The sequence below is a fragment of the Mycobacterium sp. genome, assembly GCF_049280035.1.
GTDB lineage: Bacteria > Actinomycetota > Actinomycetes > Mycobacteriales > Mycobacteriaceae > Mycobacterium.
The window spans coordinates 1-6,861 of record NZ_JBAPPI010000478.1 but is presented as its reverse complement, the minus strand read 5'-3'; the positions used below and the strand labels follow the sequence as shown (position 1 = coordinate 6,861).

The following is a 6,861-nucleotide window of genomic DNA, read 5'->3' as shown; positions in this document are numbered from 1 at the left end:
GTGATTGTCTTCAGGCCTGCGTCGTAGAGCACACCGGGCAGCATGCCGCCGTCGTGCTCGATGGTCGTGCCATTGACGAAGTCTGCGTCTCCGCCGGCCAAAAAGACACACACCCGGCCTACCTCTGCAGGTTCGCCGGCGCGGCGCAACGGGACGGCGGCGAAGTACTTTTCGCCGGTCGGATCGTCCTTGGGCAGCACGAACGACCGGAAGTTCTCCGTCATCGTCGGCCCGAGTGCCACACAGTTCACCCGGACCTTGGGCCCCCATTCCTCGGCCAGCGACCGGGTGAGATGGTTGAGCCCGCTTTTGGCCGCCCCGTAGGAGACCAGCGTCGGTGATCCCGCCGGATGCCCGGCGCCGCTGGAAATATTGATGATGCAACCAGTTCCGTCCTGTGTCGCCATCTGCCGATACGCGCGGATGGCAAACCAGAGTGGGCTGATCAGGTTCATCTGCACTGCATAGGCGTGAAAGAGCGCCGTGCGTTCGTAGTCGTCGTCGCTGCGTGGTGCGCCCTGGATGCGTTGCACGAGTCCGGGAATGCTCTCCGCGTGCGGTGCCGGGACGGTCCCGCCGGCGTTATTCACCAGGATGTCGATCCGGCCGTGTGCGGCCACGACGGCGCTGACAAAAGAGTCGATCGAGCGGTAATCGCCTTGGTCGCACACCTGCTGTGCGGCGCGCGCCGCCCAGCCTGCGTCGATGCCGGGGATGGTGTCCAGCGCCGAGCGCGAGCAGCCGACGACAGTGGCACCGGCGCGCAGCAATTCATGGGCGATGCCGACGCCCACGCCGCGGCTGGTTCCGGTGACGATCGCGACCTTGCCGTTGAGGATTCCCACCGCTTCGACCCTTCCGTGTTATTGACAGTAACTGCCATTCGGTCATACTCTGCCATTGCAGTGCTCGGGGTGTAAAGGCCCCAACCGCCGCGCGCTGTCCATCCGGGAGGTCAACGATGAGTAGTCGGTCCAAGCTTCGTGTCATCCAGTGGGCGACCGGAGGCGTCGGCAAGGCCGCCATCGAATGCGTGCTGAATCACCCGCAGCTCGAGCTGGTCGGGTGCTGGGTGCACAGCGCCGACAAGAACGGACGCGACGTCGGGGAGATCGTCGGCACCGCTGCGCTGGGTGTCGCCGCCACCTCCAGCGTCGACGAGGTGCTGGCCACCGACGCCGATTGCGTGGTGTACAGCCCGCTGGTCCCCAACGACGAAGAGGTCATAGCGATTTTGCGGTCCGGCAAGAACGTGGTCACTCCCGTCGGCTGGGTATACCCCGATCCGGGCAACTCCCGTCACAAGGCTGTCGCCGACGCCGCGGTCGAAGGTGGCGTGACTCTGCACGGTTCGGGGATCCACCCCGGTGGTATCACCGAGCGCTTCCCGCTGATGCTGTCCTCACTGTCGTCCGCGGTCACCCACGTGCGCGCCGAGGAGTTCTCGGACATCCGCACCTACAACGCCCCGGATGTCGTGCGCCACATCATGGGTTTCGGCGGGACCCCAGAGGAAGCCATGCAAGGGCCGATGGCCAGTCTGCTCGAGGCGGGCTTTAAGCAGTCGGTGCGAATGGTGGCCGACCACATGGGATTTCGGATCGATCCGAACATCAGGACGATCCAGGACGTCGCCGTGGCGACGTCCGAAATCGACTACGGCCCATTTCCCCTTCCCCCGGGAACCGTGGCCGCGCGCCGGTTCCGCTGGCAGGCCCTCGTCGACGGCGAGCCGGTCATCACCGCGGCGGTCAACTGGCTGATGGGCGAGGAGAACCTCGAACCGGATTGGAATTTCGGTGGGCGCGGCGAACGCTTCGAGGTGGCGATCACCGGCGACCCCACCGTGAGCCTCACCTTCAAGGGGCTGCAACCGCCGTCGATCGCCGAAGGGCTGAAACGGAATCCGGGTGTCGTTGCCACCGCCAACCATTGCGTCAACGCCATTCCCGACGTCTGCGCCGCCGAGCCCGGCATCAAGACCTACCTGGACGTGCCGCTGTTCGCCGGTCGCCCGGCTGCCAACCTCGCGGGGAGGTAACCGGTGATCCTCGACGCGTTCCGTCTCACCGATCAGGTCGCGATCGTCACGGGTGCGGGTGCGGGCATCGGTCGCGAGATTGCGGTGGCGTTCGCCGAGGCAGGCGCCGACGTCGTTGTCGCCGCGCGTACCGCCTCCGACCTCGACGACACCGTCGCGCTCATCGAACAAACCGGTCGTCGCGGGCTGGCCGTGGTCACCGACGTGATGGTCGAGGACGATCTCGTTCGGCTGGTGTCCAGCACCGTCGGGCAATTCGGGCGGCTTTCGATCCTGGTCAACAATGCGGGCGGAACCGCGCCGCGACCGGCGATGCAGACTTCCGCGCGGTACCTGACTACCGCACTGCATTTCAACGCCGTCGCACCGTTTTTGCTCAGCACGTTGGCCGCCCAGGCGATGGTCGACACTAACGGCTCGGGATCCATCGTCAACGTGTCGTCGCGATCGAGTGACATGGTGATGAGCTGCATGGTTGCCTACGGCGCGGGCAAGGCGGCGTTGAACATGGTGACCCAGAACATGGCGGCCGAACTCGCCCCGCGGGTGCGCGTCAACGCGATCGGTGTTGGCGGTGTCGCCACGCAGTCGATGGACTTCGTCATGTCCGACGACAGGTTGCGGACCCAATACGAATCGAACACACCGATGGCCCGCATCGGCACCCCGCGCGACATCGCCTCCGCCGCACTGTATCTCGCGTCGCCGGCCTCGTCGTGGGTGACCGGCGTGATGCTGCGCGTCGATGGCGGTACCACCAGGCCAGCGTTCGATCTGCCGGCGCCGCCATTGCAACCGGCCCACCGACAGGAGCGCTCATGACAGACGCAGTCGTGGGAGACGTTTCGTTTTGCCACCTCGTCGTCGGAGTGAGCGATATGGATCGCGCGCTGACGTTCTACCGCGATCTGCTCGGCATGGAGGTGGTCTTCGAAAGACTGATCTCCGGCGAGCCTTTCGACGCCGTCCTGCACGCGAAACACAACCAAGAGGGCAGGGTGGTGGGCGGCCTGCTGGGTGGATTGATGGTGGAGCTGCTGTCACTCGGCGCCTATCCCGCCACGGATAAGCCGGCCCGTCGCGGGATCATCGGCATTCAGAACGTGTCGTTGTCGGTGACCGACCTGAACGACACCCATCGCCGCATCAGCGACGCCGGTTATCAGCCCGAGCAGGAGCCATTCGAGATCGGCGGCGTCCGAATGTTTTTCGTGAAGGACCCGGACGGCACACCCGTGGAGTTCATCGAATTGCCTGACGGCGCGCGCAGCACCTACGAGATGTACCGCGGCGTGCAATTGCAGATGGGACCGGTCAAGTGAGTTACACCCACCCCGATTCGATGCGCGGGCAGGTCACCATCGTCACCGGCGCCGCCCAAGGTGTGGGCAAGGGCATTGCCGCCGCACTGCTCGAACGCGGGGCAGCGGTGCTGCTCGTCGACATCCAAGACGACGTGCTGGCAGCGACAACCGCTGAACTCACCGCAGCCGGCCAGGTCGAGAAGCTGGTGGCCGATCTGCGGGATCCGGACAGCGTTGGGCGGATCGTCGCGGCTGCCGTCGACGCCTTCGGGACGGTACACGGTCTGGTCAACAACGCGATCGCCACCAACGAGCCCAAGGCATTCGTCGACATCACCACCGAAGACCTGGCGCTCGGCCACGATGTCGGTCCGCGGGCGACGTTTTTGCTCATGCAGGCGGTGTACCCGCTGATGGTCAAGGTGGGCGGCGGGTCGATCGTCAACCTGGGCTCGGGAACCGGCACCGGCGGCGAACCCAAGTGGGGCGGTTACGCGGCCGCCAAAGAAGGCATCCGTGGGCTGTCGAAGGTCGCTGCCCTGGAATGGGGGCGCGACAACATCCGCGTCAACGTCATCTGCCCGTTCGCCGAGTCCGACGGCGTCAAACTGTGGAAGCAATATGCCCCTGACGATTACGCGAAAGCGGTGGCACGGGTTCCGATGAAGCGTATCGGCGACGTTCGCACCGACGTCGGCGCGCTGGTGGCGTTCTTGCTGAGCACCGACGCGACGTTCATCACCGGGCAGACGATTCAGGTCGACGGCGGAATCGGCTGCTTTCGATGACCCAACCGAGGGGACCGGAGTCGCTGCGGGATCGCCAGCGCGCACAGATCAGAGCCGACATTCGGCGAGCCGCGTTCCGGCTGTTCATCGAACGCGGGTACGACGCCGTGACAACCGAGGAAATCGCCGCGGCCGCAGGCGTTTCGCCGCGTACCTTCTTTCGGCACGTGCCGACGAAAGAGGAACTGTTGCTTGCGCCGGTTCGTCACGGCGGCGCCGCCATCGTGAGCCTCCTCGAAGAACGGCCCGCCGCCGAGTCGCCGGATGTCGCGCTGATCAACGCCATCATCACCCGAACCCGCTCGTTCGACGCGGTCGACACCGAAGAGTGGCGAGAAGCCCTGCTGGTCGCCCCTGATCTGCTCGGCAAGCTGACAATGCACACGCCCGCCGACAGGGAGCGGGCGGCCAAGCTGGTCGCCGCCCGGATGGGCGCCAACCCCGATACCGATATTCGCCCGGGTCTGCTGGTCCAACTTGCCTTCGCGGCGGCCGATTTCGCGTTCCAACAGTGGGTTCGCCGGTCAACGAAGAAGCGCCGGGCGCTGGACCTCTACGTCATCGAAGCCCTCGACGCGGTCAAAAGTCTGCACTGGAAAAGGAAGTCGAAATCGTGAAAGACAGCTACAAAGTCGCCGTGTGGGCCACCGGTGGAGTCGGGAAGTATGCGATTCGTACCATTGCCGACCGGCCGAACCTCGACCTGGTTGGCGTCTGGGTGCACTCAGATAGCAAGAACGGGAAGGACGCCGGTGAACTCGCCGGTATTGGCCCGCTCGGTGTCGCGGCCACCCAAGACGAATCGGAGATCCTCGGCGGTGATGCGGACTGTGTCGTCTACGCTGCGCCGGCACCACCGCGGATGAAGGAAGCGATCGGCGACCTTTGCCGAATCCTCTCCGCCGGCAAGAACATCGTGACGACGGCGATACCCGGATTGGTGTACCCGCGCGGCTCGATGCCCGGCAAGGTGACCGACGCGATCCGCGGTGCAGCCGAAGCCGGAGGTAGTTCGCTGTTCTCAAGCGGCATCGAGCCCGGATTCGGCGCTGACCTGTTCCCGATCGCGTTGATGTCGATGTCGCACAAGGTGTATTCGGTACGTGGCATCGAGATCACGAATTACTCCGAGTACCCAGCCGAATACGATATGCGCGAGCTGTTCGGATTCGGCCAGCCGCTCGACTATCAAGGCGGGTTGAAGATAGCCGGCACCCTGCGATGGGGCTGGGGTGCCGCGGTCACCATGGTCGCCGACGCGCTAGGGGTCGACCTGGACGACATTCGTGAAACGTGCGAGTTTCAGGCCACCCCGCGCGACATCTCCACCGCGTTCGGACTCGTGGAAGCGGGAACCGTCGGCGCCACCCGGGCGCGCTGCATCGGCGTCGTCGACGGCATCGACGTCATCACCATCGAGCACGTCGACCGAATCGCCGACGACCTCGCACCGGACTGGCCGAAGGGGCGAACCGGTGGAACCGATGGCATCTGGCGGGTCATCATCGACGGGGAGCCGAGCTTCGACGCGGAGTTCGAAGTCGGGCATCGCCGCGGTGAAAGCCACAATGATCACGGCTTGCTGGCAACCGGGATGCGCGCGGTCAACGCCATACCGTGGGTCTGCGACGCCGCGCCCGGAATCGTTGACGCGCTGCACATGCCGCTCACCTCACCGGTCGGTGCGCTGCACCCACACCGCGATGGCGTGCCGGCCTTCTAGCTCAGCAGGCGCTCGGGTGTGACTGGCAGTACGGTGTAGTCCCCGGAAAGCGGTACCGGTTCGCGGCCACCCATCGGTAGATGGCTTCCTCGATGAAGCGGATACCGGGAATCCGGTAGATTGCCAATGGGATTCGGGTGCCGATCGCCGCCGAGACAGCCGCGTTGGCCGCTTCTGCACCGGAGTAGACAGCACCCGACGCATCCAGCCACCGGACCGATTCCAGCAGGCTGGTCGGCGCGATACCCAGTCGCTGCGCGGTGCCCGGACTTTGCAGAGCCTCGGTCTGCAGGTTTCCAGTCCGATCGATCTTCAGCAGCAAATCCCTGGAACGAGTGCACATTCCGCAGGCTCCGTCGAAAAACAGCGTTCCTGCCGCTTTGGTGTTCATCCCCCGACGCCCTGCCGTGGCGGCAGCGGGATTACCGACGCCTCGCCGACCGACCGGCGTGCCCGGATGCCGGCGATCGCGAACACAATGCCGGTGCCGATTTCGGTCAGGGCGGAAAACCAGGAGAACCACGTCACGTTGATGTGCGGCGGCGAGATGAAGCTGTCCTGGTAGCCCGGCAGGAATGTCGGTAGCAGGTGCGCATAGGTGAATACCGCGGCGCTGCCGAACCCGACCGCGATCGCCGCTTCCGGTGCCCATTGGCGTTGGGGCCGCCGGGTGAGCGCCATAACGACCGCGACGGCGACGAACAGCCCCTGGATCATGCCGCCGACCATGATGAATGGCGGCGATGCCGACATGCCTCGGCGCAGATGGTCTAGGCCATGGATTCCGAATCCGATGGCGAATGCTATTGCGGCCCAACGGAGAATCTCAGTCGACTTGTCGCGTGCCGGCGAAATCTGATCGATCATCGCGGATCACCGTCCTTGGTGCAGGGGTGAGGAAGCATCTGCCTGCCCACACACCGTTGTACTACTACGCGATGTAGTAGTCAAGGTCGGATGTTGTTCGGCTGAACCCGGACAATCCGGCTAGAACACGTTCTAGTC

Annotated in this window: 9 protein-coding genes; 6 read left to right on the top strand and 3 right to left on the bottom strand. The window is 65.0% G+C overall.

Annotated features, from left to right (window positions below):
• Nucleotides 1-845, bottom strand: an 845-nt coding sequence (locus tag WAN71_RS15750; RefSeq protein WP_422226224.1) for an SDR family NAD(P)-dependent oxidoreductase, incomplete at its 3' end; no start/stop codon positions are given.
• A gap of 116 nt (nucleotides 846-961) precedes the next feature.
• Here WAN71_RS15750 and WAN71_RS15745 point away from each other — a divergent pair.
• Genes WAN71_RS15745 through WAN71_RS15720 form a run of 6 tightly spaced genes read left to right on the top strand, consistent with a single transcriptional unit; the run spans nucleotide 962 to nucleotide 5,856 of the window.
• Entirely contained in the window at nucleotides 962-2,041 is a 1,080-nt protein-coding gene (locus WAN71_RS15745; protein ID WP_422226223.1) for a dihydrodipicolinate reductase, read from the top strand.
• A 3-nt stretch (nucleotides 2,042-2,044) separates the two neighbouring features.
• Nucleotides 2,045-2,863, top strand: coding sequence for a glucose 1-dehydrogenase (locus WAN71_RS15740; protein ID WP_422226222.1), 819 nt, complete (start codon nucleotides 2,045-2,047; stop codon nucleotides 2,861-2,863).
• Nucleotides 2,860-3,363, top strand: a complete 504-nt coding sequence (locus WAN71_RS15735; protein WP_422226221.1) for a VOC family protein — start codon at nucleotides 2,860-2,862, stop codon at nucleotides 3,361-3,363. The genes WAN71_RS15740 and WAN71_RS15735 overlap by 4 nt, the downstream gene beginning before the upstream one ends.
• Nucleotides 3,360-4,133 (top strand): SDR family NAD(P)-dependent oxidoreductase, encoded by a 774-nt coding sequence (locus WAN71_RS15730; RefSeq protein ID WP_422226220.1) that lies wholly within the window; start codon nucleotides 3,360-3,362, stop codon nucleotides 4,131-4,133. The genes WAN71_RS15735 and WAN71_RS15730 overlap by 4 nt, the downstream gene beginning before the upstream one ends.
• On the top strand, nucleotides 4,130-4,750 hold the full coding sequence (locus WAN71_RS15725) for a TetR/AcrR family transcriptional regulator (RefSeq protein WP_422226219.1): 621 nt from the start codon (nucleotides 4,130-4,132) through the stop codon (nucleotides 4,748-4,750). Before WAN71_RS15730 ends, WAN71_RS15725 begins: the two co-directional genes overlap by 4 nt.
• The gene (locus WAN71_RS15720) at nucleotides 4,747-5,856 is read left to right on the top strand and encodes a dihydrodipicolinate reductase (RefSeq protein WP_422226218.1); all 1,110 of its coding nucleotides are present in this window, start codon (nucleotides 4,747-4,749) and stop codon (nucleotides 5,854-5,856) included. Before WAN71_RS15725 ends, WAN71_RS15720 begins: the two co-directional genes overlap by 4 nt.
• Before the next feature lies 1 nt (nucleotide 5,857).
• Here WAN71_RS15720 and WAN71_RS15715 read toward each other — a convergent pair whose 3' ends face one another.
• Together WAN71_RS15715 and WAN71_RS15710 are read right to left on the bottom strand one after the other, a co-directional pair.
• On the bottom strand, nucleotides 5,858-6,247 hold the full coding sequence (locus WAN71_RS15715; RefSeq protein WP_422226217.1) for a thiol-disulfide oxidoreductase DCC family protein: 390 nt from the start codon (nucleotides 6,245-6,247) through the stop codon (nucleotides 5,858-5,860).
• Nucleotides 6,244-6,723, bottom strand: coding sequence for a hypothetical protein (locus WAN71_RS15710; protein WP_422226216.1), 480 nt, complete (start codon nucleotides 6,721-6,723; stop codon nucleotides 6,244-6,246). The genes WAN71_RS15715 and WAN71_RS15710 overlap by 4 nt, the downstream gene beginning before the upstream one ends.
• Nucleotides 6,724-6,861: the final 138 nt, after the last annotated feature.